Source organism: Actinopolyspora mzabensis (assembly GCF_900101095.1).
GTDB lineage: Bacteria > Actinomycetota > Actinomycetes > Mycobacteriales > Pseudonocardiaceae > Actinopolyspora > Actinopolyspora mzabensis.
On the sequence record NZ_FNFM01000012.1, the window covers coordinates 40,857 to 66,832 of the forward strand.

The following is a 25,976-nucleotide window of genomic DNA, read 5'->3' on the forward strand; positions in this document are numbered from 1 at the left end:
TTGTTCACTCCTCTTCGTGGAACGTGCGGGGTTTCGGCAGGAAACCTGTCGATTGCAGGTAGCTCAGGTACCGCCGCATCAACGTGTGGTCCACGTGCGGGCGTTCGAACTGCTCGCCAAGCAGGGTGGCGGTGTTGGTGTCGTCCACTCCCGGATCGCGCAGACCTCGCTCGTGCTGGCGTATTCGGGTGGCGAACAACGAGGCCGTGGGGCCGAGATCGCTGTCGATGTCGCCGGCGGCTCGGTGTTGACATGCCCGCATCCACGCCTCAACCGAGTCCGACCGCACCGCGTAGCCCATCTCGGTGAGCACGTCGGTGAGCTCCCGTAGTGCGAACGGCCTCGATCCACGGAAGTGAAAGTTTTTTCCGGATGCTCGGGGCTCGCGGGCCAATCGGGCGATGACAGTCGCGACGTGGTCGACCGGCAGCAGGTCTGCGACGAGATCGACCTCGGGAACTGTGCCCACTTCGACGCAGGCGCGAAACACGCGAGCGGTGATGTCGTCGGTGTTCCACTGCCCGGTTCGGCTGTGGCCCGCCACTCGCCCGGGGCGGTACACCGAAACGGGGATACCGCGTTGCCGCGCGATGTCGACGACTCCCTCGGCGACCCATTTGCTCTGGTTGTAGCCGTTCTCCGGTGGTGGCTGCTGCGGTAGTTCGTGCTCTCGATACGGCTCCTCCCGATCGTGCTGCATGGGCAGAACCGAGAACGTGGACACGTGGTGCAGTGGCACGCAGCGGGTCTGCGCGGCCAGGCGCAGGACCTCACGGGTACCGCCCACGTTGCTGTCGGCCAGCGATCGGTACGGGCGCAGGAAGTTGACATCCGCTCCGACGTGGTAGATCTCGTCGACCTCCGCGGCGAGAGTGTCGAAGGTGGTCGGACTCAACCCCAGCAAGGGTTGGGAGAGGGTGCCGGCCACGGCGTGGATGCGGGGCTCGGACTGCTCGTCGCGCAGGCCGAACTCCGCCAGTCGGGCGAGCAGGCGGGTTCGGGCGTGCTCGTCGCTGTCGGCTCGGACCAGGCAGTAGGCAGTCGCGTCCGTTTCCCGTAGCACCCGGTCCAGCAGGAATGCTCCCAGGAATCCGGTGGCTCCGGTGAGGAACACCCGCCCGGGATCGTCGGTTCGTTGAGGCTGGCTCGCCGGCGCGATGGCAGGGTCCAGTGTGACGTCGTCACGTGGATCGACGGTGTTCTCGTCGTCCACGGGTTCGCTGCCGTCCGCTTCGACCAGCCGTGCCAGTCCGGCGACCGTGGGATGTTGGAACACCAACCGCACCGGAAGCTCCACACCCCATGTTTCGGCCGTCTTGGACCGCACGCGGGTCGCCGACAACGAATGACCGCCGAGCTCGAAGAAGTCGTCGTGCACACCGACGTCGTCACGTTCGAGCACGGTTTCGAAGATGCGGGTCAGTTCTTGTTCGAGCGGGCCGCGGGGGGCGACGTACCCCTCCCCCGTCCGGGCACGATCCGGCTGGGGCAACGCGGCCCGGTCGATCTTGCCGTTGGGTGTCAGCGGCATCGTGCGCAACACCACGAACCGGTTTGGAACCATGTACTCCGGCAGCGTGGTGCGCAGGTGTTCGCGCAGTCGACCGGTGAACTCATCCTCAGCGGTCTCGTGACCCCGCTCGCTGGCCACGTAGCCGATCAGACGTTGCTGTCCGGAGGCGTCGGCGTCGACGGAGACCACTGCCTCGACGAGGTCGGGATGCGCACGCAGCGCGGTTTCGATCTCGCCGAGCTCTACGCGGAAGCCGCGAATTTTGATCTGGTTGTCGCCACGTCCCAGATATTCGAGAGCACCGTTGTTGCGGAATCGCACCAGATCACCGGTACGGTAAGCTCGTTGCCCGCTCCCGGAGGGGTCGGATGTGAATCGCTCGGCTGTGAGCTCGGGACGGTTCAGGTATCCCTCGGCGGTGCCCGCACCCGCGATGACGAGTTCTCCCGGCACCCCGATCGGCGTCGTGTTGCCGTGCTCGTCGAGTACGTGCAACCGCGTGTTCGCGATGGGCCCGCCCAGCGGTATCCGGTTCTCGGACCCGTCGACCCGGTGTGCGGTGGACCAGACGGTCGTTTCGGTGGGACCGTACAGGTTCCACAGCACAACACCTCTCCCGAGAAGTTCACGCGCGAGTTCGACGGGCAACGCTTCCCCGCCGCACAGGGCGGTGAACGCTCGCTCCGGCTGCCAACCGGTATCGGTCAGCAGTCGCCAGGTGGCTGGAGTGGCCTGCATGAGGGTGGCCCCCGATAGGGACAACGCTTGAACCAGCGCGGGACCGTCCGCGCTGTCCTCCGCGGCTACCAGCGCGACCCGAGCGCCGACCAGCAACGGCAGGTACAGCTCCAACGCGGCGATGTCGAATGACGGAGTGGTGACCGCGGCGAGCACGTCCGCTCCGCTCATCCCCGGGCTGGAGGACATGGCGGTGAGGAAGTTGCTCAGTGCCGCGTGTGAGACGCGCACACCTTTGGGGCGCCCGGTCGAGCCGGAGGTGTAGATGATGTAGGCGAGCTGCTGTGCCCGGGGCGCCGGTTCGGGATCGTGGTCGCGCTCGCCGGTGTCCTCGTCGACGCACAGGAGCCGAGGGGATGGTGCGGGCAGCTCGTCGCGCAGCCCGGTAGTGGTCACCACGACGGGCGCTGCCGAATCTGTGAGCATGTGCGATACGCGGTCGGCGGGCAGTGCCGGGTCGATCGGCACGTAGGGGTTTCCCGCCTTGAGCACACCGAGCAGTGCGACGAGCAGGTTCGGGGTCCGATCGACGCACACGCCGATCGGCTCGAAGGGTTCGGTGGTAGCGCGCAGTCGGTGTGCGATCCGGTTGGCTCGTGCGTTCAGTTGCCGGTAAGTCAACTTTGCCGACCCGTCCGGCCGGGACACCGCCACCGCCTCGGGCTGCCTGCGTACTCGCTCCTCGAACAGTTCGGTCACACGTCGTTCGGGGATGGCCGTCTCCGGGCCCGCACCCCAGGCGCGCAGGGTGTCGCGTTCGGTCGGCGTGAGCAGCGGCAGCTCACCGATTCGCTGCTTCGGGTCGGTGGCCGCGGAGTTGAGCAGGGTGTGCAGGTGGGCCAACATGCGTTCGGCCGTGGCTTCGTCGAACAGGTCGGTGTTGTATTCGAGCTCGGCTCGAAGCCCGTCTTCGACCGGAGTGATGCTGAGGAACAGGTCGAACTTTGCCACCTGCGGGTCGAGGTCCAGTGGTTCGGCGCTCAGACCGCCGAAGCTCAGCTCGGTGGTCGGCACGTTGCCGAGCATGAACATGACCTGGAACAACGGTGAGCGGGACAGATCCCTGGCGGGTTGCAGCTCGTCGACGAGCTGCTCGAACGGCACGTCCGGGTTCGCGTAGGCCTGCAGACAGGTTTCACGTACCCGCGTCAGCAGCTCGGAGAACCGGGGATCGTCACTGAGATCCGCGCGCAGGATCAGATTGTTGACGAAGAAACCGATGAGGTTCTCGAGCTCGGGGCGGTCGCGTCCGGCGTAGGGCGATCCGACGGCTACGTCGGATTGCCCGCTGTAGCGCGACAACAGCGCGCTGAACCCGGCGAACAGGGTCATGAAGCGACTCGCACCGTGCTCGTCGCCGAGCTCGTCGAGCCGGTCCGTCAACTCGGTGGGTAGAGTCAACGAGGTGGTCGCGCCCCGGAAGGTTTGCACCGGCGGCCTGGGGTGATCGGTCGGCAGGTTCAGCACCGGCAGCTCGGCGAGCTGACCTCGCCAGTATGCGAGCTGATCGAGCACGGCGTCGCTGTGCTGCTGCTCCCCTTGCCAGGCCGCGTAGTCACCGTACTGCACGGGCAGCTCGGGAAGCCGCGGCGAGTCGCCGTCGAGCAGCGCGGCGTAGCAGTGGGCGAGCTCGCGGAAGAAGATCGTGCCCGACCACATGTCGGAGATCGCGTGATGGAAGGTGACCAGCAGGACGCGGTCGTCCTCGCCGACCCGGACGAGTGTCACGCGCGCCAACGGCGACCGGGACAGTTCGAACGGTCGTCCCAGGATCGTTCTGATCGTGGGGGCCAACCGCTCCTCGTCGAGATCGAGCGTCTCAACCGGCAGCGTCAGTTCCGGCCGCACGGCTTGCACCGGTTCACCGTCGAGTTCGACCAGCGCGGTACGCAGTGTTTCGTGGCGCGCCACAACGGTGTCCACCGCGCGTTGCAGGGTGGGCTCGTCGAGTCCGCCGCGCAGCCGAACCGCTCCGTGCCCGTTGTAGGCCGGCCCGCTGGCGGGATCGAGTTCGTGCAGAAACCACAGACGTCGCTGACCGAACGAACACGGCAGTACGTAACAACCGTCGAGCTGGTCGCGGTCGTCGCGAGATGGGCTGTCGGCACCTGTGCGAGTCACTTGCTCGCCTCCTGAGCCCCTGTCCGGTGGGCCACACGAGGCCGTGCCGCTATCGGCCCGGGCGCGGAACCCGATCGCTGCTCGGATCCCTCGTAGTTCACCACGAGCGCCAGTTCGGCCACGGTGCGGTGGTCGAACAGGTCGCGCACGGTCAGCTCCTTTCCGAATGTGAGGCGCAGCCTGCTGACCACGCGCGTGCCCAGCAGCGAATGCCCGCCGAGTTCGAAGAAGTCGTCGTGGGCGCCGACCTGTTGCAGTTCCAGCAGTTCCGACCAGATCCGCGCGATCTCGCGCTCGGTCTCGTCGCGTGGGGCGACGTATTCGTCCAGCGCATCCCGGCTTGTTCCGGGCGCGGGCAACGCCGCGCGGTCGACTTTGCCGTTGAGGGTCAGCGGGAGCTCGTTCACCGGTATCACGTGCGGCGGAACCATGTAGTCCGGCACGCGGCTGTGCAGGTATTCCCGCAGCTGTCGCTGCATACCTTCGTGGTGTGCCGGATCGGCCACGACGTAGGCGGCCAGCCGGGCATCACCAGCGGTCCGGGAGCGGTCGAGCACGATCGCGTCCCGCACGTGTTCGTGTTCGCGGAGGACCGATTCGATCTCGGCGGGCTCGACGCGGAAGCCGCGGATCTTGATTTGGAAATCGGCGCGGCCGAGCACTTCCATATCGCCGTTGTCCAGGTACCGGGCCATGTCACCGGAGCGGTACATGCGCTCGCCCGGTTCGAACGGGTTGGGCAGGAAACGTTGCCGTGTCTGTTCGGGGAGGTTGTGATACCCACGTGCCACCCCGGGCCCCGCGACGTGGAGTTCGCCCGCTACACCGATCGGCACGGGGCGCTGGTGGTGGTCGAGCAGATAGGTTCGCAGGTCCGGCAGCGGGCGACCGATGTTGCTGCGGACGGTGGATTCCAGTTCCTCGGCGGTGACGCGGTGGAAGGTGGTGTGCACGGTCGTTTCGGTGATGCCGTACATGTTGATCAGGTGCGGCCGCTGGTCGCCGTGTCGATCCGTCCAGGGGCGCAGGGAACGCACGTCCAGGTACTCCCCCGCGAAGATCACGTAGCGCAGACTCGAAGTCTCTGTCGTGTCTCGTTCTGAGTCGATGTCGACGAACGAGCGGAACGCCGAGGGCGTTTGGCTGAAAACCGTCACGGCCCGGTCGCGGACCAGTTCGTGCAACGCTTCCGGGGAACGGCTGGTATCACGTGGGACGACCACCAGCCTTGCTCCGTTGAGCAGCGCGCCCCACATCTCGAACACGGACACGTCGAAGGCGTAGGAGTGGAACAGCGTCCATACGTCGTCGTCGCGGAAATCGAATCGCTGTCCCGCAGCGGAGACGAGTCGGACGACGTTGGCATGGGTGACCGAAACGCCCTTGGGATTGCCGGTCGAACCCGAGGTGTAGATGATGTAGGCCAGCTCGTCGGAGGTGATCTCCGGAGCGGGGGCCGAGGTTTCCTGCGTGGCGATCGTCCCGGCGTCGGAGTCGAGCGAGACGACCAGGCCGTGGAATTCGGGAGTGCGATCCGCGGTCTGCCGGTGATTGATCAGGATCGTCGGATCGGCGTCGCGCAGGATCCGGCTCATGCGCTCCTCGGGCTGGTTCGGCTCCAGCGGTACGTAGCAGGCGCCGGTTTTGAGCACGCCGAGGATTCCGACGAGCGTGTGCGCCGAGCGTTCCACGCACAGCGCTACGCGATGTCCGGGGGCGGCTCCCCTGTCAACGAGGTGGCGGGCCAGTTGGTTGGCTCGCTGTTCGAGTTCGCCGTAGGTCAGGGTGTCGTCGCCGTCGACGACGGCCACCGCCTCCGGGGCGTCCCGGGATCGTGCGGTGAACAACTCGTGCAGGCAGGGTTCGGCCTGCTGCGTGACGGTGCGATTCCACTCGTGCAGCAGCAGCTCGCGTTCGTCCCCGGGCATCATCTCGACGTCGCGAACGGCGATGTCGGGGTTTTCCGCGATGTTGCGCAGCAACGTGCCGAAGTGGCGGAGAATCCGCGCCGCCGCCTCGTGATCGAAGCGGCGGCGGTCGTAGATCAGTCGCGGTGGCAGGTCCTCCTGGGGGAAGACCACCATGGTCAGTGGGTAGTGGGGACGTCCGTCGTAGCCGAAATCGAGCATCTCGGTGCCGTGCAACGCCATCTCGGGTGCGGGCGCGTTCTCGAAAGCCAGGTCGGTTTCGAACAGCGGGGTTCCCGAGGGAACGCCTGCCCATTGGTTGAACAGGTGCAGCGGCACTCCGTCGTGCTCGCGGGCTTCGGCCATCGCCGATTGCAGCTTGTCGAACCAGGTGACGAGATGTTCGTCCGGTTCGACCCGAGCACGTACCGGGATGGTGGTCAGCATCGGGCCGACTATGGTCTGTGCCCCGGCCAGATCGGAGGGTCGGTGTGTGGAGGTGGCGCCGGATATGACGTCGTCACGGCCGTAGTAGCGGGACAGCAGCAGCAACCACGCACCTTGCACGATGGTGTTGACGGTCAGCCGGTGCTGTTGGGCCACCGATTGCAGGTCGCGCACCACCCCACCCAGTGAGGAGTCCGGTACATAGCCGTGGGTGGATTCGTCGTCGGAGCCGGGTTCGGGTGGTGGACCGATTTCCAGGGCCGCGGGGGGCTCGAAACCGGCAAGCGCGTCTCGCCAGTACTTCTCCGCCGGAGTGTAGTCCTGCTGCTTCCACCAACCGACGTAGTCGCGGTACGGGCGTGCCTGGGGCAGCGTGATTTGGCTTCCCTGCGCGTAGGCGGCGTAGAGCGTGGCGAATTCCTGCAGGGCGAGTCCGAAGGACCAGCCGTCCATGACGATGTGCGGAAAGCTCCAGAAGAACCGGTACAGCTCCTCGTCGAGCCGGACGAGCTCGATGCGCATCAGCGGTGGAGATTGCAGGTCGAACCCCTCGCGCCGTTGCTGTCGCACGAGTCGTAGGTGCCGTTCGTCCTGCTGCCGGGGGTCGCAGTCGCGCCAGTCCCGTTCGGGAATGTGCAGGGTCACATCGGGATGTACGGCTTGCAGGGATTTGCCGACTTCTGCCCAGTGGAAGCCGGTGCGGAAGATGGGATGTCGGTCGACGAGGCTTTGCCAGGCGCGACGGAACGCGGACACGTCGAGCCGCCCACGCAACGTGAAATACAGTTGCTCGACGTAGACCCCCGAGTTCGGGTCAAGCAGGCTGTGGAAAAGCATGCCCTCCTGAATCGGTGCCAGTTCGTAGACGTCCTCTAACTGTCCGGGCTTCATTCGTCCTCCTCACCGCCCGTGGGCGACGCTGGGTCGGTGTTCGTGTCGGTGGCGAATGTGGTCAGGAACGCGGCCAGCTCCGCGTCGTCCAGATCGGCCAACGGGAAATCGGCGGCGCTGACACCACCGGCATGTGGGGAAGCGCAGTGTTCGGCGATGTCCACCAGCGCCTGTCGGAGCGCTCGCGAAACCCGGCAAGCCGTGTCCTCGTCGATGCGAGTGGTCAGTCTCAGCTGCAAGCGGTTCGCCATCAGACAGGGCGTGAGGATCAACGGATGCACTGCCAGGGACGAGTCGCACACCGGAATCGGAGGTTCGGCGTCCGGATCGGCATACTGCGCGGACATGCGCAGCACCCCGCGCAGCAGTATCGAGGTTTCCGGGGTTTCGTCGCACCGAGCGGCCGGTCCCGCGCCTCCGCGATAGCCGTGTTTGCTCCGGTTCAGCACCGAGTCGACGTCGGTGACGTCGTCGAGATCGACCACTACCGCTGCGGTACCGGAATACGGCCCGACCTCCGGTCGCGCCCTGTCGGGGTCGCGCAGGTCGTACTCGACGTCGGCGACGAATGGCCCCCCACCCGTTTCGGCTCCGACGGCGCGCACGAGTGCCGCCAGGCAGACCTCCTCGGGCGACATGCGGTAGGCCTTCCAGGCGTTGTCCAGCAACGTCGCGGTTCGCTCTTCGTCGAGTCCGCCGTCGATGTGCTGAACCGGTTCGTCCGCGGCGCTCAGGGACATCGAGGGGTCGAAGTCGAGCGCGTGGGGACTCGCCGAGGTCACCTCGACCTGCCGCAGGTGTGGTCGCGGCCACCGCGGTGATACATCCGTCGACGACGATGGGTCCGACGCATCGTCGTGGTCGTCGTGGCGCAGGGCAGGAAACAGCTCGTTGGTCAACGTGCCCCAGGAGACGGTGTCGACTGCCAGCTCGTGGACCAACAGCACCAGGCGTTTCGAGTCGGCCCCGAGATCGAACAACGCCGCCTTGACCAGCGGTCCCTCGACGATGTCGAGCTCGTCGACCATTTCCGCGACCATCTGTCGCATCGCCGGCTCGCGGCGCTGTTCGGGCAGCGCCGCCAAGTCGATCGGTGGTAGGTGGCAAGCTTGCGGATCGGTGTCGACGATCGTCGACGACCAACCGGAATCGTCCCGCGTGAACCGCTGTCGCAGCGCTTCGTGATCTTGCACCAGGTCGGTCAGCGCCTGCTGCCCGTGTTGTGCTGTCAGCCCCCGATCGAGGTCGAGTTCTAGTCGATGCACGCCCTTGGGGATTTCGTTCGGGCAACGTTCGAAAATTCGGTGCTGATGGGCGGTCAGAGCCCGCGCCCGGTCGGTATCGACCGCGGTGACACCACGTTCGGACAAGACCGCGGCCAACGCGGCGATGGTGGGTTGTTGGAACAGATCGGCGGGCGTGATCTCCAGTCCCTGGGCGTTGGCCAGGGAGATGATCTGAATTCCCTTGATCGAGTCGCCGCCGATCTCGAAGAAGTTCTGGTTGGCGCCGACGTGGTCGAGTCCCAGTGACTCGGCGATGATCGACGAGAGACGTTCGGCCAACGGCCCGGTCGTGGTTTCCGCCTCCTGCTCGTTGTCCTCGGCGGCGGGGTCCGGCAGCGCGTTCCGATCGATCTTGCCGTTGGCCGTCAGCGGCAGTCGATCGAGCACGGTGATCGCGGCGGGAACCATGTAGTTCGGCAACGTGTCGGTTACCGTGCGCAGCGCGAGATCGGACAGCTCCTGGTCGGTGGTTTCGTCTCGCTGCTCGGCGGGCGCTTCGGGTACCAGATACGCGGCAAGCCTGCGATGGTGGCGGTCAGTGCCTACGGCAGCGGCGATGGCGGTGTGCACGCCGGGACACCGCAGCAGGGCGGACTCGATCTCGCCGAGTTCGATGCGGAAACCGCCGATCTTGACCTGGAAGTCCTCTCGCCCGAGGAACTCGATGTCACCGTCGGGCAACCGCCTGCCGAGATCGCCGGTGCGGTACAGCCGCCTGTCGCTGCGGGGATGAGTGAGGAAGCTTTCGGCGGTACGGCCGGGGTCACGCCAGTAGCCCTCGGCGACACCGGTCCCACCGATGTAGAGCTCACCCGTGGTCCATACCGGACACTCCTCGAGCCGTTCGTCGAGGACGTGCACGGTCTGGTTCCGCAGCGGGCGTCCGTACGGTATGGAATCCCAGGTGCGGTCCACCTGCCCGATGGGATAGTGAATGGACCACACCGCCGCCTCGGTGGCACCACCGAGGCTGATCACCTCGATGCCCTCCCCCACTGCTCGCAGCCGATCCGGCAGGTCGATCGGTATCCAGTCACCGGACAGCAGAGCCAGCCGCAACGGCAGGTGTGGCGGATCCTTCAAGCCCGCGAGGTGATCGGCGAACATCTGCATCAGCGCAGGCACCGAGTTCCACAGGGTGACTCGATGCTCGATGACGAGTCGCAGCCACCGGTCGGGACTTCGCCCCGCTTCCTTTTCCGGCAGCACCACGGCTCCACCCGCGCCGAGCACCCCGAAGACGTCCCAGACCGACAGGTCGAAGCTCAACGAGGACAACCCGAGCACCCGGTCGTCGGAACCGACCGCGTAGCGCTCGTTGATGTCGACCAGTGTGTTCAACGCGGCGCGATGCGAGAGCATCACACCCTTCGGGTTTCCGGTGGATCCGGAAGTGTAGATCACGTACGCGAGGTCGTCGGGCTGTTGTACCGGCTCGGGGGCGTCCTCGTCGGGCGTTTCGACGGCCAGATCCACCGAGATGCCGCGCACGCCCTCGGGCCATTCGCGATCGGGCCCGTCGGCTCGGGTGAGCACGATGCGGGTTTGACCGTGTTCCAGCAGGTGGTCCTGTCGCTCGACGGGCAGATCCGGATCGACCGGCAGGTACGCCCCACCGGCCAGCAGCACGCCGAGCGCGGCCACGAGCTGTTCGCAGCTCTTGTCAGCGGCGACGGCAACGAGCTGGTTTGGACCGACACCGAGTTCGCGCAGCCTGCGGCCGATGCGGCATGCGTGCCGGTACAACTCGCCGAAGGTGAGTTCGCGGTCGGGTTCGATGACCGCGACCCGCTCGGGATGGCGTGTTGCCTGCTCCACGAGCGGGGTGAACAGCAGGCCCCGCGGTACCGGTCCCGCGGTGTCGTTGACCGTGTCGATGAGTTCGCGCTGGTGTGCGGGCAGCAGCGCGCCGGGATCCCGGTCGAACATGCTCTCGTCCTCGGAAAGGGCGAGGACGAGGTCGCGGAACTGCTCGAACATGTCGTCGAGCACACCCGCCGGGAAGAGCTGTTTGACGCCGTGCCAGCTGAGCTGCATCCCCTCGGCCACTTCGAGCACGCCGGCGTCCATCCACACCTGAGGTGTTTGCGCGATCTCGTGGGTCATCTCGCCGAGCCAGCCGAACATCGACTCATCGCCGGGTTCGGTCTGCTGTACCAGGGTGCTGGTGAATACCACCGGCATCGCGGCTCCGCTGGTGCCGCCGTCGCGGCGGGCCATCTCGCGCAGGATCTCCACCCCGTTGAGATAGCGATACTCCAGGTCCTGCCAGGCCTGTTCCTGGAGTCCGCGAGCCACCGCACCGATACCAGGACCGCCCGCGAGATCCACGGGTAACAGGTCGAAGGAGGCGAACTCGCCGACCAGTTCGGATACCTCGTCGTGCACTTCGAGGCGATTGGTGAGCGTGACGTTGAGCGTGAATCGGGGGTCGCGTGCCCAGGTGGCGAGCACGTGGGCGTAGACCGCCAGCAGCGCCGCCGAGGCGGTGGCGCCGTGTCGCGCGGCGTGGGCGACGAACGCGTCCCAGCGTGCGCGGTCGACGACGGCGCGACGTGCGGTGAACTCGGTGCGGGTCAATGAGGCCGGTGCGGTGGCCAACGGCAGATCAGGGCCGGCGGGAAGATCGCGTACTCGTTCGCGCCAGTAGGTCAGCGACCGTTGGTACAGCGGAGTTTCGCGTATTCGCGACGCGGCCAGCGCGTAGTCGCGGAAGGACAGCGACAGCGGAGCGAGCTCGTCCGGACCGTGCTGGTAGATCTTGCGCCAGTCGCGCATCAGGATGCGCAGACTTCCGATGTCGGCGATGAGCAGATCGAAACCGAGGTGCAGGCGGGCCCCGCCCTGGGGCAGCAGGCTCACGCGGATGTCGAACAGTGGCCAGGTGGAGCTGTCACGAACCTCGTGCGAGAGGCGTTCCCGCAGTTCGTCGAGTGCGCTTTCGCACTGTTCGTCGGTCTGCTGCCGCAGGTCGAGCTTTTCGAACCGGTAGGGTCCTACGTCGGGCAGGATGCGTTGGTTGCCGTCGGACTGGATGACCGCGCGCAGCATGGTGTGGCGGTCCAGGAGTTCGTTGAAAGCACCTTCGAGCTTGTCGAGATCGATGCCGTCGAGATCGACTTCCCAGTAGGCGTGGGCGGCCACGTCGCCGACGTTGAAGCTGCCCATCCTGCCGATCCACTGTGCCTGCTGGATCTCGGTCAGCGGGAACGGCTCGTACAGGTTGTCCGGATCGACCGTTGCGGCGGGCAGCCCCACTTCGTGCGTGCCGGTCGTTACCGAGCTTTCCGCGATGGTGGCCGCGAGCCCGGCAACGGTGGGTGTCTCGAAAAGTGCCCGCGGAGTGATCTCCGCACCCAGTTCGGTGTTGATTCGGGCGAGCACCCTGGCAGCCAGCAACGAGTGACCACCGAGCTCCACGAAGGGATCGTGTGCGCCGATCGGGCCGACACCGAGCATGTCCTGCCAGATTCGAGCGATGTGTTGTTCGCGTTCGTCGCGCGGCGCCTCGTAGTCGGTGCTCACCGCGGGTCTGGGATCCACGGTGTCCAGGACTAGCCCGTCGTTGTTGTCGGTGTCGTCGGCGACTTCGATGTCGGCGGCCGGATCGCCGGCCGGGCCGGTGCCGTGCGCCGGTTCGATCCAGTAGCGACGCTTTTCGAAGGGATACGTGGGCAGAGCGACACGTCGACGTCTTTCCGGGTGCAGCGCAGTCCAGTCGAGCTGGTAACCGGCCAACCAGAGCCTGCCCAGGCTGTGCAGCAGGAACTCCTGCTCCGCCGGATTCTCGCCCGGACCGGGCAGGCTGGGAACGATGGTGTGGCCGCTGCCGAGGCCACATGCGCGGGCCAGCGTGCCCAGGGTGTTGCCGGGGCCGACTTCGAGCATCACGGTCGGTCCGGACTCCGACGCTCGTGCGATGCCGTCGCCGAAACGAACGGTCTCGCGCACGTGGCGAACCCAGTAGTTCGGATCGGTGGCCTGGTCCGCGGTCACCCACTGCCCGGTGCTGTTGGAGGTGTAGGGCAGCTGCGGCGGGTGGAACCGCAGTTCCGCGAGTTCAGCGGCGAACGGTTCCAGGATAGGTTCCATCATCGCCGAGTGGAAAGCGTGCGAAGTGCGCAGCTCCCTGGTGGGAACCTCCTCGCTTTCCATGAGCCGCTTGAACTCGGCGACGTCTTCGTGCTCACCGGAGATCACGCACAGCTCGTCGGCGTTGACGGCCGCGAGCGCGAGTCCCTCGGGCAGTCTGCTTCGAAGCTGCCGTTCGGGCAGGCCGACCGACAGCATCGAGCCGGTGGGCAGATTCCCCATCAATGCGCCACGTGCCGCGACGAGCCGTAGTGCGTCGTTCAGGCCGAGCACACCCGCGCGGCAGGCGGCGGTGATTTCGCCGACGCTGTGGCCGACCATCGCGTCGGCTCGCACTCCCCAGCTCTGCAGCAGCTCGGCGAGAGCGTACTCGATGGTGAACAGGGCGGGCTGGGCGATCTCGGTGCTTTCCAACCGCGCGGCGACTTCATCGGTGTCCGTCGCCCCACGTTCCAACGGAAACAGCACGTCGCGCAGGTCGAAACCCAGTTCTGCGGTCAGCAGCTCGGCACAGCGGTCGACGCAGGAGCGGAACACCGATTCGGTTCGGTACAGCTGCAGTCCCATGTTCGGGTACTGGGTGCCCTGACCGGGGAACAGCAGTACGACACGGGGCTCGGCGGTGGGGGTCTGGGTCGTGACACGACCGGGGTCGGCGTGGCGCAACGCGTCGGCGGCATCGGCCCTGTCACGCGCCACGAGGATGCGCCGGTGTTCGAAGTCGGCACGTCCCGTCTGCAGGGTGTGCGCGACGTCGGCGAGCTCGTGTCGGTCGCCTTGTTCCAGCGCCTCGGCCAGTGCCGTGGAGTACTCGTCGAGAGCTTGTCCGGTTCGCGCCGACAGGGTGACGACCTGCACGTCTCGCTGCGGCTGAGGGGAGGCGCTCTCGGTGGGTGCTTCCTCGAGGACGAGGTGGGCGTTGGTACCGCCGATACCGAAGGAGCTGACGCCGATGCGACGCGGGCCCACATCGCTAGTCCACTTCCGCGAAGCGGTGTTGACGTGCAGCGGTGTCGCGTCGAAGTCGATTTCGGGGTTGGCCTCGGTGAAGTTGATGCTGGGTGCGAGTTCGCAGTGGCGTAGCTGCAGAATCGCCTTGATCAGGCCGGTGACACCGGCGGTGCTGTCCAGGTGGCCGATGTTTCCCTTGACCGAGCCGAGTGCGCAGTCCGCCGGGGCACTGCCCGCGGTTCGGAACACCTCGTCGAGCGCGCGCACCTCGATGGGGTCTCCGAGCAGCGTGCCGGTGCCGTGTGCCTCGATCGCGGTGATCGTGGCGGGGTCGATCTCGGCCACGCCGAGCGCGGCGGCGACGACTTGGGCCTGCCCCTGCACGCTGGGCGCGGTGTAGCCGATCTTCGCCGCACCATCGTTGTTGACCGCCGAGCCTTTGATGACGGCCTCGATGTGGTCGCCGTCGGCGAGAGCGTCATCGAGTCGTTTGAGGACGACGGTGCCCACACCATTACCGGCGACGGTTCCGCTGGCACGGGAGTCGAACGGGCGGCAGTGGCCATCCGCGGCGAAGATCATGCCCTCGCGGTGGAAGTAGCCGGCGTGCTGTGGGCAGCGGAGCGTGACACCGCCTGCCAGTGCCATGTCGCATTCGAAGCCAAGCAGCGCCTGGGCAGCCGTGTGCACCGCGGTCAACGACGAGGAGCAGGCGGTCTGCACGCACACCGCCGGACCGTCCACATCGAGCTTGTAGGCCGTGCGGCTGGCTACGTAGTCCTTGTCGTTGGCGATGACCAGTTCCAACGAGTCGCCGCCCGGTGGAAGGCCGCGACCGGCGGTCAGGTTGGCCATCAGGTATGTCGACAGGTTGGCGGCGGCGTACACACCGATCGAACCGTCGAATCCGGCGGCGGTGTGTCCGGCGTCTTCCAACGCTGCCCACGCGTTTTCCAGGAACAGGCGTTGCTGGGGGTCGAGGATGGCCGCTTCTCGCGCGTTGTAGCCGAAGAACGGGGCATCGAACCGGTCGAAGTCCTCGAGGACCGAAGCGGCCCTGATGTAGTTCGGCGCGTCGAGGTGCTCCTGCGGCACACCGTGCGCCAGCAGCTGCTCGTCCTCGAAGAACGTGATCGATTCGACACCGTCGCGCAGATTGCGCCAGAACTGGTTCAGATCGCGCGCTCCGGGGAACCGCCCGGCCATCCCGATGACTGCGATGTCGTTGCTGAGGTCGGTGGATGTCATGCGTGAAGGCCTCCTACGCCCGGCCTTGCCGGCTGCCGCGCCTGCGACGCGTGGATCTGCGATTGGCACGTTCGAAACCGGTGCTCGCCGATGCGCCGGCCGCGCCCGAAGAGTCGTCGTGTTCGGCGAGATGTTGAGCCAGCCTGCGAATGTTGGGGTGCTCGAACATGGTCATCAGCGGGTAGTCCCGGCCGAGCTCTTCGCGCAGGTGCCGGTGGGCTCGGACCACGATCACGGAGTCGGCCCCGAGATCGAAGAAGTTGTCCAACACCCCGATCCGGTCGGTGTCGAGCACGCGCTGCAGGACACTTGTGATGGTTCGCTCCAGCTCGTTGGCGGGTGGTGTGTGCTCGGCTCGCGCGGTGTCCCCGTCCCCGGCGTGGTCGTCGGCGAGCCGGCGCAGCGCCGTTCGATCGAGTTTGCCGCGCGGGGTGAGCGGTAGACGATCCAACAGCGACACCGTCGCCGGCACCATGTAACGCGGGAGGCGCTCACCGAGATAGCTGCGCAGTTGCTCGGCCGTGTCGGTGTTCCGCTCGTTACCGGCAGCGTCGGTGGAATCCGATACTCCGGTTGCCTGTACGCGCGCGCCTCCGATGAGGCCGTGCAGCACGGTGTGGCCGTCGTCGAGGTCGAACGCCTGCCTGAGCTCGTGCGTTTCTCGAATCAGGCCGACCTGGCACAGCCCGATGTCGCAGTCGGCCGCGGCCTCTTCGAGAAGCTGCGAGATCAGTCCCGCTTCGATCAGGCAGAAGTCCCGACTGCGGCTGCCGTAGAGCGGTTCGATGGCGCGGTTTTGTGCCACCAGCACCACGGTGAACGCCGACTTCCGGAACAACGCTCGGTTGTCCGGCACGTGAATGTCGGGGTTCAATCGGGTGTCGGACACCGTGACGAGCCGGTGCGCGACCGGATCGTGGTAGTAGGTGCCACCGCCCAGGCCCTCGACCCCGCCCGGTGCTGTGTAGACGTAGGTTTGCACCGGGTACAACGATCCGGCCGAACCATAGCGGTACTTCGGAAGTGGCCCTTCGCCCAGTCCTCTGAGCCTTTCCAGCAGTCGGGCGAGGTCTTCCAGCGGAACCGCGCGATCGCCGAATTCGCGATGGCTGGACCTGGTCGCCGTTTCACCGTCCGCGGCTCCGTAGAAATCGGTGAGTTCGGTGACCGATCCGTCCAGGTCGGTACGGCGTCCGGGCAGGGCCAGCTTGTGCTCCAGGCGTGCGGCGGGATCGGTGATTTCCGCCCCCAACACGTCTTCACCATCGTCGCCGGTGACCTCGTCGCGCTCGTCTTCCGGCACCACGAACGCCACCAGTCGCCGGTGCTCGTTGCCCGCGGCGGTGACGGCGGCCGCCCGCACGGCTTCGTGGCGTACCAAGGTGGACTCGATCTCGCCTGGTTCGATTCGGAAACCACCGACTTTGAGTTGATCGTCGCTTCTGCCGAGGATCTCCAGCTCACCGGTGTCGAGCCAGCGCCCCGTATCGCCCGAGCGATAGAGTCGTTCTCCGGTGCGGGGATGGGTGATGAACGCGGATCGGGTGCGTTCCGGATCTCGCCAGTATCCCTCAGCCAGTCCGATTCCCCCGATGTACATCTCACCGGGACACCACAGCGGACACTCTTCGAGGCGGTCGTCGAGCACGTGGATCGTGTGGTTGCGCATCGGCCGCCCGTACGGGATCGAGTCCAGCTGCGGGTCGATCTCACCCAGCTGGTTGACCACACACCAGATCGCGGTTTCGGTAGGTCCGCCCGAAGCGATGATTCGCGCCTTCGGTGCGATCTCGCGCACCCGATCGGGCAAATCGATCGGTATCCAGTCCCCGGAAAACCACACAGCACGCAATTCGTCGGTGCCTGGATGCTGCCGCGTGTCGGCGAGGTGCTCGACGAGCATGCCCATCAACGCGGGTACGGAGTTCCACACGGTTACTCCGTGCTGGGCCATCAGCTCCAGCCAGCGAGCCGGATCCCGTTGGGCTTCCGGCTCCGGCAGCACCAGAGCCGCGCCCGCCCCCAGGGCGCCGAAAACGTCCCACACCGACAGATCGAAGCTCAGCTCCGACAACCCGAGAACCCGATCGTCGGGTCCGACTCGCATTCGTTCGTTCGCGTCGACGAGGGTGTTCAACGTCGCCCGATGGGTTTGCATCACGCCTTTCGGCTCACCGGTCGAGCCGGAGGTGTAGAGAACGTAGGCCAGATCGGTCGGTTGCTGGGCCGGCTGCGGCGCGGGTTGTTGCTCGACCGGCTCGTCGAGATCCACAACGAACCTGGTGACGCCCTCCGGCCAATCGCGGTCCGGCCCCTGCGCCCGAGTCAGTACCAGTGACACTTCGCCGTGAGACAGCAGGTGATCCTGCCGTGCGGTCGGCAGATCCGGATCCAGTGGCAGGTACGCCGCGCCCGCGAGCTGCACGGCCAGCGCCGCGACGATCTGTTCGGCGCTTTTGTCAGTGGCAACAGCGACCAATCGGTTGGGCACGGCGCCCGCCTCCCGCAACAACCAGGCCAGGCGGCAGGCGTGTCCGTGGAGTTCCGCGAACGTCAACTTCCGCATCGAGGTGATCACCGCGGGACGCTGCGGATGCGTGGCTGCCTGCTCGACGATCCCGGAGAACAAATACCCGGCGGGCGCCGGCCCGGCGGTGTCGTTGGCCGAGTCGATCAGTTCCCGGTGTGCTCGCGGCAACGGATCGAAACCGCCTGGTTCCCAGGTGTGTTCGTGGTCGGCGAGTTCGTGCAGCAGGCGCAGATAGGTCGCGAACATGTCGTCGAGAACACCCGGTGCGAACAGTCGCTCCACCGCGTCCCAGTTGAACGTCAGAGCACCGTCACGTTCGTAGACCTGGTGATCGAGCAGTACCTGCGGTGTCTGGGTAATGCCGTAGACCAGCTCACCCAGCCACTTCGACCCCCACTCCCCCTGCTCGAAGGCTTGGTCGCGCCCGTGCTCACGTGTGCTAGCGAAGACCACGGACGCGAACGCGCTGGGGGGAACGCCGCGTGCTCGGGCCGCCTCGCGCATCACCTCCACGCCGCTGAAGTAGCGGTGTTCCAGGTCGCGCCACATCTGGTGCTGCAGCCGCTGGGCCAGCACCCCGATGCCCTCGTCGCTGCGCAGATCCACCTCGAGCAGGCTCACCGAGGTGAAATCGCCGAGGATGTTGTCGATGTGCGGGTGCAGCGGGAACCGGCTGAACAGCGGGACGTCGATGGTGAAGTGGCTGGAGCGGCTCCAGGCTCCCAACGCGGTGGCGTAGGCGGCCAACAGCACGGAGGTGGGGGTCACGCCGAGCTCGGCGGCGTGTTCCTTCAACCGCTGCCAGCGTTGCGCATCGAGCCGGTCGTGCCTGCGTTGACGGATCGGGCGATCGAGCTGCTCCGCTGAGTTCGCCGATGGCAGTTCCGGCGAGGGCGGCAGCGTCGCGATCCGATCCATCCAGTAATCGCGGGAGCGTTGGTACTCGTCGGTATCGGCGATGTGCTCCGCAGCGAGCACGAAGTCGCGGAACGACACGTCCACCGGCGGCAGCTGCGTGTTCGGATCTCGGTAGAGATCTCCCCACTCCAGGAAGAACAGCCGGACGCTGGCCACGTCGAATATGAGCAGGTCGAGGCTGACGTGCACCCGAGCGTGGTTGCCTTCCATCCAGGTCACCCGGATGTCGAACATGGGCCAGGTATCCAGCGGGATCACCTGGTGGCCCATCTCCTCCCGCATCGCGTCCAGGTGATGTTGCACAGCCCGCTCGTCGGCGTCGCGCAGGTCGTATTCGGCGATCGGGACCGAGGGGACCTCGGCGAGGATACGTTGGTAACCGTCGGCGGAGACCACGGCACGCAGCATCTCCTGGCGCTGCACGAGCGTGTCCAACGCTCGTTGCAGCCGTGGAAGATCCAACTCAGGACTGTCGTGTTCGGCGTAAAGGTGGATCGAGGTGCCGCTGAGCTCGTAAGTCGCGGCTCTGCCCACCAGATAGGCGTGTTGCAGGCCGGTGAGCGGGAACGGTTCGAAGCGGTTGTCCGGATCGCTGGTCAGCGTGGGCCAGGATGCGGCCGAGGAACCGCCCCCGTCGAGGCCACGATCGATCAGCTCCCCGAGCTCGGTCACCGTCGAACGGAAGAACTCGGCCGTCGGAAGGGTGACACCGAAGTCACGCTGCAACGAGTGGCGCAACTCGATCGTGCGCAGCGACTCGATCCCCAGCCCGGCCAGCTGCTGATCGCCGGGCAGCTCCTCCGGGGAAGTGCCGCACGCGTGGGCGACTCGACGCCGCACTTCGGTGCTGATAACGGAGGAGCGCAGTTCCGGCGCGAGTCCGAGCACCATGTTGCGCATCTCGGAGTGCTCGGAATGCGTCTCGGTGGCCGTCCGGTCCACGTCTTCGGGTGCGGCGCTGCGTGCGACGGTGCGGAGTTCACCGCGTTGGTAGCTTTCGCGACAGTTGCCACGTCGAACTTTCCCACTGTGCGTGGTGGGTATCTGGCCGGGTTCGACGAGTAAGATCTCATGCACGGCGACCTGGTGGTCGCTGGTCACCGCCTGCCGGAGACGTTCGGCCACGGCGGCGAGGTCGTGCCGCGCGCTGTCGGGAGTGCCGGGCACGGTTTGAACGACGACGAGTTGCTCTTGCTCGTCGACCTCGGTCGCGAAGGCCGCTGCCGGCAGCGCCGGGTCGGGGCTTACACGCTGGGCCGATTGCTCGATGTCCTGCGGATGCATGTTTCGGCCGTTGACGATGACCAGTTCCTTCAGCCGGCCGCAGATGACCAGTTCGCCTCCGCGCAGAAATCCGAGATCACCGGTGCGCAGAAATGGTCCTCGACCGTCGTCGAGCATCGCGCCGAAGGTGTTCTCGGTGGCCTCGGGTTTGCGCCAGTACTCTCGGCACACCACGGGGCCCTCGATCCACACCTCGCCGATCGCGTTGTCGGCGCGCTCGGCCCCGGTCTCGGGATCGACGATGTGCACATTCGCTCGCGGACCAGGGGCCCCGCAAGGCACGAAAGCCTGCGATCGCTGTTCACCGGTGGCCTCGGCAGCATGTCCTTGTTCCAAGCGGACCGCGTCGAGTTCCACCCCCTCCGGGGCTGTCCCCGGCCCGGCGGTGACGATCTGCATCGTCTCGGTCAACCCGTAGGCGGGAAACAACGCCCTCGTGCGAAAACCGCACGGGACGAACAAGTCGGCGAACCGGCGCAGCGTGTGCGGCCGGAGCCGTTCGCCACCGATCAGCGCGGCGTGCCAACCGCTCAGGTCGAGCTGTTCGCGCTGCTGTGGCGTGATCAGGTCCACACACCGCTGGTAAGCGAAATTGGGTCCACCACCGAAAATCGGTCCTTCGGTGGCGGTGATGGCTTCGAGCCACCGGTGCGGTTGTGCGACGAAGTCATCGGGATTCATGAACACGCCTTCGCCACCGACGAACTGGGCCAGCAACACGTGACCCAGGCCGAGCGCATGATGCAGTGGCATCCAGCTGACCACGTTTCCGCCGGCGGGCAACCCCGCGAGGTCGCGGAAGTTCACCAGTTGCGCGGCGAGATTGTCGGCGGTGACGGCCACGCCCTTGGGGTCACCGGTGGACCCGGAGGTGTACTGCAGCATCGCCAGATCCGTGCCGTGGAGGAGCGGCGGCTTCCACAGCGATGCCGCGTCCGGGGCGACGCGATCGACCTCGATTCGGGCGACATCATCCGAAAGCGGGTCCCCTCGCCCACGCGGATACGCGGGGTCGGTCATCGTCGAGTGCATCAGCACGGCGCCGACATCGGCGTCTTCGGCGACGCGAGCGATCCGGCCGCTTTCGGAGGAGTCGGCATTGCTCGGCGGTGCGCAGGGAACAGCTGCCACACCGGCGTACAAGCACCCGAAAAAGGCGACCAGGAAATCCATTCCCCCAGGCAGCAGTAGCAGTGCCCGATCACCGCCGAGCCGACGATCTTGGAGCTCCGACGCGATGGCACGAGCACGGGTGTCGAGCTCGATACTGGTCAGAGTCCGTCCCGGATACTCGCCCGAGGACAAAAACCGCAACGCCACCGCGTGTGGATCGCGCTCGGCGCGCTCGCGGACGACGTCGAGCAGCGATTCGGACCGGCTGTGCGGGGCACGCTCGGCGAGGTCGGTCATGCTCGGCTCCCGTATGGCGGTCTCGACGATGGAACGGAGGGGCGCTTCGGCAGGCAATGCTCGCGGCGACTCCACGAGCCGCGACATCCCCGAAAAGACCGCCCGAACGATCACACGTGGCACTACCCGTCCAGTCACCTCAATTCGGCGGTAGCCGACCGGGCACCTCACTCGGAGGAACCAGAAGATGACTCTGATTCGTGGCAACGATCGGCACCATGAGGCCTCGCGGCCGAATCACCGTGAGCCTGCGAGAGAGGGACCCGATGGTCGAGCAAACACCGCAGACGGAAGCGTCCGCGCAATGGATCGTGGAGGACCTGTGGGCGGCTCGCGAAGCACAAGTCCTGATCGCAGGCACGGAACTGGACGTGTTCACCCACATCTTCCGAGGGGCACGGAGCGCCGAGGAGGTGGCGACGGCGATCGGCGCCCCCATACGCGGTGTAGAACGCCTGCTGGATGCGCTTGTCGGGATCGAGTACCTGGACAAGCAAGACGGTCACTACACACTTTCGTCCTTGGCGGACAAGCTGCTGGTGCGCGACAAGGACACCTACGTCGGCGAGATGGTGCAGGAGATGAAGCTGTTGTGGAACAGCTGGTCCAACCTGACCGAGGTGATCCGCACCGGGGAGCCGGTGCAACCGTGGGACGACGAGGAGACCGGACGACGGTTGTTCCCCAGCCTGGTGCGGGCGCTGTTTCCGATGAGCTGGGGATCGGCTCGTGCCGCTGCCGCGGTCGCGCTGGAAGCCGACGATCGCGTCGAACGGATCCTCGACGTGGCCGCGGGATCGGGTGTGTGGTCAATCGCGTTCGCCCAGCAGGCACCGAGAGCGCGCGTGACCACGGTGGACTACTCCGAAGTGACCCCGCTGACCCGTGAATTCGCCGAACGTTACGGAGTTGTCGACAGGTTCGATCACATCGAGGGCAACCTGCGTGACATCGACTTCGGAGCGGAAAGCTACGACCTGGCGATACTGGGCTACATCCTGCAGACCGAAGGTGAGGACCGCAGCAGGGATCTGCTGGAGAAGTGCCACCGCGCGCTGCGTCCCGGTGGTCGGTTGTTGATCGCCGAGATGATCCCCGATGACGATCGAACGGGGCCCGCGGCGCCACTGGTGTACGCCATGGACATGGTGCTCTACACCGAGCACGGAGACGTTTTCACCATGACGCAATACCGGGACTGGCTGCACACCGCGGGTTTCCGGCGAGTCGAGACGATCGACATACCCGCCCCTTGGCCACTGGTCCTCGCCACCAAATAGCTCCGCGTTCGCCGGTGTCCACGGCGGAGCGCAGGATCGAGGTGTTCCACCGATGACGAACGCGCCGAGCGGTCACGAGGACATGCCGGTGACCATCGATGTGTTCAAAGCTCTCATGAGCACTTTCCCGAGCGGTGTCGCCGTGGTAACGACCACCGACGTCGACGGCACTCCGCACGGTCTGACCTGTACGTCGCTCTGCGGAATCACCGACGAACCGTCCACCTTGGGCGTCTGTCTGCACAACCGTGGCGCGACGGTGCGGGCGGTGCGACGGCGCGAGAGGTTCGCGGTCAACTTTCTGCACACCGGTGGTCGTGCGGCTGCCGAACACTTCGCTTCGGGAGCGCCCGACCGCTTCGAACGCGTCGATTGGAGGACCGGCGAGTACGGTTTACCGCTTCTTCCGACGGCCTCGCACGGAATCGCCGAGTGCCGGGTTCGCGATCTGATCGTTTTCGGCAACCACACGATCGCGTTGGGCGAGATCGCGTCGGCCACCACCGGGACGGAAACGCCGCTCTTGTACGGTGCTCGGCGGTTCGCGGCGTGGCCCCCGGATTCGGCGGAGCGATCTCTCAAGGACGCAAGCCAGCCAACATCGACCGACCCCACCACTCAATCTGAGGAGCGCCAAGTGTCCCGGAGCGTGGTTCCACCGGACCTGAACAGTCGTACCGAGCAAACCGAAGGCGCCAGTTACAAGAGCGTGCTACGACTCGACGAGCTGCTGCGCTTGCAGCAAGCTCCGGTAGAGCACGACGAGTTGATGTTCGTCGTGGTCCACCAGGTACACGAACTGTGGTTCAAGCTGATGCTGCACGAACTCGAAGAAGTCCGCGACCTGCTGTTGGACGACCGTGCCGAAGCCGCCACTCACCTGGTCGAACGATGCGCGACGATCCAGAACGTACTCGTCAGCCAGTGGTCGGTGCTCGATACCATGCTCCCCGCCGATTTCCTCGCATTTCGCGACGGTCTCGAAGGCGGCAGCGGCTTCGAGTCCGTACAGTACCGCGAGATCGAATATCTCGCCGGCTTGAAGGACGAAACCTATTTGGAGCGAGCCGTGCTCACCGACGAGGAGCACAAACAGCTACGGACCCGGCTTGAGGAGCAAAGCGTTCGTGAGGTCTTCCTGGACCTGGTGCGACGAAGGGGATTCGGTTCACCGGCGGAGTTGAGCAGCAATCGCTACCGCGACCAACCCGCTCGGGATTGGGACCTGCTGCGGTTGGCCGAGAAGCTGCTGGATCTGGATCAAGCGTTCGCGACCTGGCGAGCCCGGCACACGCTGACGGTGGAACGTCAGATCGGCACCAAATCCGGCACAGGGGGTTCCTCGGGAGTGAACTACTTGCGATCGAGGATGAACGCACGATTGTTTCCCGAACTTTGGGAGCTGCGTGGCGAGCTGTGAAGCTCGCTCGCATCTCACGACGGCCAGCTGTTTTCCCACGCGTCGATCCAGCCACGGCTGTTGTCTTCTTCCCGTTGCGGTACTACGAACCGCACGGTCGCAGCCGTCGATCGGCGCCGAAAACCGGACCGACAAGCCCGCCGGTCAGCGCCGAGTTCCGGCGCTGACCATCGCGCACTACGCACTGGTCCCGTTCGAAGCGGTTATCGGGCCGCCGTCGTCGACGTCGCATGCGAAGCAGAACTCACTCCACCGCTCGACCCCGCATGCTGCTCGGGCACCGGAGGACGAGGATCAACGCATGCCGGCCAGGTACTCGTACTGGCTGGGCAACGTATTCACGAGCTGTTCGGCCTCGGCCCTGACCCGTTCGAACTCGGCGCGCGCAGCGGCGCTGTCCAGACCACGCAGCGCCGGATGCGGATAACGCGGCCGTTGCCCCAACCCCAGCAGCATGACAGCGTAGGAGTAGGGCTCGAAACCGTGGTAATCGGCGATCACGGAGCCCGAGTCGGGCAACCGGGACTTCCACAACTCCATGCGATCGGCCATCCCCGGCGGCAGCGGCAACTCGTTGATCGCCTTCCAGTACGGGGTGTCCTCACGGCGCGCTGCCCGATAATGCAACACCAGAAATTCACGCACGCCGTCGAAGCAACCGGCCATCAACCTGTTGTAGTTGTCCCGTAGTGCTGGACTGCGATCAGGGCCCGGGAAGTGGCGCACGAGCTGTTCGATCCCGTACTGGATAAAGAAGATCCCGGTGGATTCCAACGGTTCCACGAACCCTCCGGAGAGTCCGATGGCCACACAGTTGCGCATCCAGAAGCGCTCGTTGCGTCCGACGCGCATTCGGATGTGATTGGCTTCCACCTCGTCGGCTGCCGGCCCCACATGGGCCCGCAAGTCGGACTCCGCCTGCTCCGGAGTGGTGAACTCCGAGGAGTAGACGTATCCGGTCCCGATGCGATCGTACAGCGGGATCGTCCAGGCCCATCCCGCGTCCATTGCCGTGGCGGTGGTGTACGGAGCGATGCCCTGGCTCTCCCCATCGACCGGAACCCGCAGCGCCACCGCACGGTCGTTCGGCAACACGTCCTGAAACGACTCGAACCGCGCGCCCAGCGTCTGGTTGATCAGTAATCCACGGAAACCGGTGCAGTCGATGAACAGATCACCGTAGATGTCACCGTGCTGCTTCGTCACGAGATGATCGATCGCACCGGTCTCGTCCTGGACCACACGCTCGACATCGTCGAGCACTCGGTGAACCCCGCGTCGCATCCCGAGATCAGCCAGGAAGTGGGCGAGCAGCGTGGCGTCGAAGTGATACGCGTACGGAAACTGGGTGTCGGCTCCGTTCATGACTTCGCGTCGAGGTAGATCGCCGCCGTCGTGCAGGTTCCGGTCGAACAGTGCCCCGCCGGCTCTGTTCGGAGAGCGTCGAGCTTCGCAGAGAGCGGCCAGTACGAAGCTTTCCCGATCGAACGCCTCGGATCCCACTTTCAGCCACCAGTCGGCGAGAGTACATCCGTCGACGTGGCGGGGACGTTCGAAGGGATGGTAGAAGTGCTCGTTCTCCCCACCCCAGTTCTGGAATCGTATGGCGAGTTTGTAAGCGGCACTACAATGCGGCATCCACTCGTGTTCGCGTAGACCGATATAGTGAAAGAAGTGGCGAACAGTGCTGAAGGTAGCCTCGCCCACTCCCACGGTCGGCAGATTCGGTGATTCGACGAGTGAGACGGTTACTTGATCACCAAAGGTCGCGTTGAGGTAGGTGGCTGTCATCCACCCGGCAGTGCCACCACCGACGATCACCACGTTGTCGACCATGCTCAGCCTTTCCACTATACGCCGTTCCCACGAGGACGCGGGCGAACCGAGCCACGCGACGTTCACGCGGCTGGAACGCGACGTCGCACGTTCCGCGAAGCACG

General features: G+C 65.9%; 7 protein-coding genes. 2 read left to right on the forward strand and 5 right to left on the reverse strand.

Annotated elements, in window-relative coordinates; all coding sequences use genetic code 11:
• Positions 1–4: 4 nt before the first annotated feature.
• From BLR41_RS19330 to BLR41_RS19345, 4 genes are read right to left on the reverse strand one after another with little or no spacing between them, the layout of a single operon-like run.
• Positions 5–4,372 carry a non-ribosomal peptide synthetase gene (locus BLR41_RS19330; protein WP_092631156.1) on the reverse strand — a complete coding sequence of 1,456 codons (4,368 nt, stop codon included), beginning with the start codon at positions 4,370–4,372 and terminating at the stop codon, positions 5–7.
• Complete coding sequence (locus BLR41_RS19335) at positions 4,369–7,617, reverse strand: non-ribosomal peptide synthetase (RefSeq protein ID WP_092631159.1); 3,249 nt, start codon at positions 7,615–7,617, stop codon at positions 4,369–4,371. Before BLR41_RS19335 ends, BLR41_RS19330 begins: the two co-directional genes overlap by 4 nt.
• Positions 7,614–15,194 carry a hybrid non-ribosomal peptide synthetase/type I polyketide synthase gene (locus tag BLR41_RS19340; protein WP_092631162.1) on the reverse strand — a complete coding sequence of 2,527 codons (7,581 nt, stop codon included), beginning with the start codon at positions 15,192–15,194 and terminating at the stop codon, positions 7,614–7,616. The genes BLR41_RS19335 and BLR41_RS19340 overlap by 4 nt, the downstream gene beginning before the upstream one ends.
• A gap of 13 nt (positions 15,195–15,207) precedes the next feature.
• Positions 15,208–21,336: a non-ribosomal peptide synthetase gene (locus tag BLR41_RS19345; protein WP_176798066.1), complete on the reverse strand. Its 6,129-nt coding sequence runs from the start codon at positions 21,334–21,336 to the stop codon at positions 15,208–15,210.
• Between the two features lie 266 nt (positions 21,337–21,602).
• Between BLR41_RS19345 and BLR41_RS19350 the strand changes: the two genes are divergently transcribed.
• Both BLR41_RS19350 and BLR41_RS19355 read left to right on the forward strand, forming a co-directional pair.
• The gene (locus BLR41_RS19350; protein ID WP_176798067.1) at positions 21,603–22,616 is read left to right on the forward strand and encodes a class I SAM-dependent methyltransferase; all 1,014 of its coding nucleotides are present in this window, start codon (positions 21,603–21,605) and stop codon (positions 22,614–22,616) included.
• 52 nt (positions 22,617–22,668) lie between these two features.
• Entirely contained in the window at positions 22,669–24,036 is a 1,368-nt protein-coding gene (locus BLR41_RS19355) for a tryptophan 2,3-dioxygenase family protein (protein WP_092631170.1), read from the forward strand.
• Positions 24,037–24,330: 294 nt separating this feature from the next.
• On the opposite strand, the gene BLR41_RS19360 is transcribed toward BLR41_RS19355, so the two are convergent.
• On the reverse strand, positions 24,331–25,872 hold the full coding sequence (locus BLR41_RS19360) for a tryptophan halogenase family protein (RefSeq protein WP_092631173.1): 1,542 nt from the start codon (positions 25,870–25,872) through the stop codon (positions 24,331–24,333).
• Positions 25,873–25,976 lie beyond the last annotated feature (104 nt).

Coding starts and splice junctions, on each gene's coding strand:
- BLR41_RS19335 (WP_092631159.1), bottom strand. CDS start 7,617: ATGAAGCCCGGACAGTTAGAGGACGTCTACGAACTGGCACCGATTCAG.
- BLR41_RS19340 (WP_092631162.1), bottom strand. CDS start 15,194: ATGACATCCACCGACCTCAGCAACGACATCGCAGTCATCGGGATGGCC.
- BLR41_RS19345 (WP_176798066.1), bottom strand. CDS start 21,336: ATGACCGACCTCGCCGAGCGTGCCCCGCACAGCCGGTCCGAATCGCTG.
- BLR41_RS19350 (WP_176798067.1), top strand. CDS start 21,603: ATGGTCGAGCAAACACCGCAGACGGAAGCGTCCGCGCAATGGATCGTG.
- BLR41_RS19355 (WP_092631170.1), top strand. CDS start 22,669: ATGACGAACGCGCCGAGCGGTCACGAGGACATGCCGGTGACCATCGAT.
- BLR41_RS19360 (WP_092631173.1), bottom strand. CDS start 25,872: ATGGTCGACAACGTGGTGATCGTCGGTGGTGGCACTGCCGGGTGGATG.